The 2,496-nt window shown below is 56.7% G+C and carries 2 protein-coding genes; both read left to right on the forward strand.

The features are described from left to right. The first annotated feature begins 108 nt into the window (after nt 1-108). A complete protein-coding gene (istA, locus tag Cth01_RS23890; protein WP_045840614.1) occupies nt 109-1,635 on the forward strand; it encodes an IS21 family transposase in 1,527 nt (508 codons plus the stop codon). After that, the gene (istB, locus tag Cth01_RS23895; RefSeq protein WP_012838594.1) at nt 1,625-2,410 is read left to right on the forward strand and encodes an IS21-like element helper ATPase IstB; all 786 of its coding nucleotides are present in this window, start codon (nt 1,625-1,627) and stop codon (nt 2,408-2,410) included. Before istA ends, istB begins: the two co-directional genes overlap by 11 nt. Nucleotides 2,411-2,496: the final 86 nt, after the last annotated feature.

Below are 2,496 nucleotides of genomic sequence, written 5' to 3' on the forward strand. Positions count from 1 at the left end.
TGTTGATTTCCACCCAGAAGTGACCCACTAGCCCCCGGTTTTTCCATCTCAATCTGACCCACGCATTAACCCTAGCCTGCTGCTTTCTTGTGCAGCAGGAGACCAGGAGTGATTGACGTGGCCACTTTGAGTGTCATCCGGCGCTGGGCTCTGCGTGAGCACCTGTCCATCCGAGAGATCGCCCGCAGAACTGGGCTTTCTCGCAATACCATCCGCAAGTATTTGCGCTCCGACGTTGTGCAACCTCAACTTGCACAGCGCACCATCGCCACCAAGCTCGACCCCTTCGCCAGCAAGCTGTCAGGCTGGCTGCGTACAGAAGTCAACCGCTCTCGCAAGCAGCGGCGCACGATCAAGCAGATGTTTCTGGACTTGCAGGCGTTGGGCTACACCGGCTCCTACAACCGAGTCGCTGCCTTTGCCAGAGTATGGAAGGCTCAGTGTCATGCGGCGGAGCAGACATCAGGGCGAGGCGTTTTTGTGCCCCTGGTCTTCGGCGCTGGAGAAGCCTTCCAGTTTGATTGGAGCGAGGATTGGGCTGTCATCGCGGGTGTACGCACCAAGCTTCAAGTGGCTCACTTCAAGCTCAGCCACAGCCGAGCCTTCTATCTGCGGGCCTATCCCCTGCAAACCCATGAGATGCTGTTCGATGCCCACAACCGTGCCTTTGCGGTGTTTGGAGGCATCCCTAGGCGAGGGATCTACGACAACATGCGCACAGCCGTTGATCGTGTCGGCCGTGGCAAGCTCAGAGAGGTCAACGCCCGCTTCAGTGCTATGGCCAGCCATTTCCTGTTCGAGGCACAGTTTTGCAATCCGGCCTCGGGATGGGAGAAGGGACAGGTCGAGAAGAATGTTCGGGACGCTCGCCATCGTATCTGGCAATCTGTACCAACGTTTCCAACACTCAGAGCCCTCAACGATTGGCTAGAGCAACGGTGTCAACAGTTATGGCAAGAGATTGCGCATGGCCAATTGCCTGGCTCACTTGCTGATGTGTGGGAGCAAGAACGCTCAACCTTGATGCCCATGCCTCGGCCGTTTGACGGCTTTGTCGAGCATGCCAAACGAGTCTCTCCCACCTGCCTAGTTCACTTCGAGCGCAATCGCTACAGCGTGCCGGCCTCTTATGCCAACAGGCCCGTGAGCTTGCAGGTTTATGCCGACCGCCTGGTTGTCGTGGCCGAAGGTCAGCTCGTCTGCGAACACCCGCGCATCATTGAGCGCAATCACCAAGGCTCTGGGCGTACGGTCTATGACTGGCGCCATTACCTGGCCGTATTGCAGCGCAAGCCTGGCGCATTGCGCAACGGTGCGCCGTTTGCCGAGTTGCCAGACGCATTCAAACGACTGCAAGCTTTGCTCCTGAAGCAACCTGGCGGCGATCGCGAGATGGTGGAAGTTCTTGCCTTGGTGTTGCAGCACGATGAGCAAGCCGTCCTGGCCGCTGTCGAGTTGGCACTGGAGGATGGCGTACCTCGCAAGACCCACATCATCAATATCTTGCACCGCCTCATTGATGGAACACCGGAACCTGAGCCCATCCATTCACCCCAAGCCTTGGCCTTGATCGTTGAGCCACAAGCCAACGTCGTGCGCTATGACCAACTCCGACAGGTGCGCCATGCGTCATGACCCCGCCATTGCTGCGATCATCATCATGCTGCGCCAACTCAAGATGTTTGGCATGGCCCAGGCTGTGACAGAACTTGCCGAGCAAGGCTCACCAGCATTTGAAGCAGCACATCCCATACTGTCGCAACTGCTCAAGGCAGAGAGTGCTGAGCGAGAAGTGCGCTCCATTGCCTATCAACTCAAGGTCGCCAGGTTCCCGGTCTACAGAGATCTGGCAGGCTTTGACTTCGCACACAGTGAGGTCAATGAAGCCTTGGTACGCAGCCTTCATCGCTGTGAGTTCATCGAGAAGGCTAACAACGTGGTGCTTGTCGGTGGGCCTGGCACGGGCAAGACGCACATTGCTACAGCACTGGGTATTCAGGCCATTGAGCACCACCGTCAAAGGGTGCGCTTCTTCTCTACTGTTGAGTTGGTTAATGCGCTGGAGCAAGAGAAAGTGCAAGGCAAAGCCGGACAGCTCGCCCACAGGCTGGTGCATACGGATCTGGTGATTCTCGATGAGCTGGGCTATCTGCCCTTCAGCTCATCTGGCGGTGCGCTACTGTTTCATCTGCTCTCGACGCTTTACGAACGCACCAGCGTAGTAATCACCACCAACCTGAGCTTCAGCGAATGGGCCAGCGTGTTTGGTGATGCCAAGATGACCACGGCCCTGCTGGACCGCCTGACCCATCACTGCCATATTCTGGAAACAGGCAACGACAGCTACCGCTTCAAGCACAGCAGTGCAGTCCAACAACCGCCCATGAAGAAGGAGAGAAACAAAACCTGATCCACATCTTGAGCCTTGCGGCTCAAGTCAAAGGGTGGGTCAGTTTGAGATGGAAATGGCGGGTCAGTTATGCGTGGAAATTAACA

Origin of the sequence: Comamonas thiooxydans (assembly GCF_000964545.1) — a bacterium.
Lineage (GTDB): Bacteria > Pseudomonadota > Gammaproteobacteria > Burkholderiales > Burkholderiaceae_C > Comamonas > Comamonas thiooxydans.

Bases quoted from the DNA above. Each gene is read 5' to 3' on its own strand.
- istB (WP_012838594.1), top strand. From the start codon at position 1,625: ATGCGTCATGACCCCGCCATTGCTGCGATCATCATCATGCTGCGCCAA.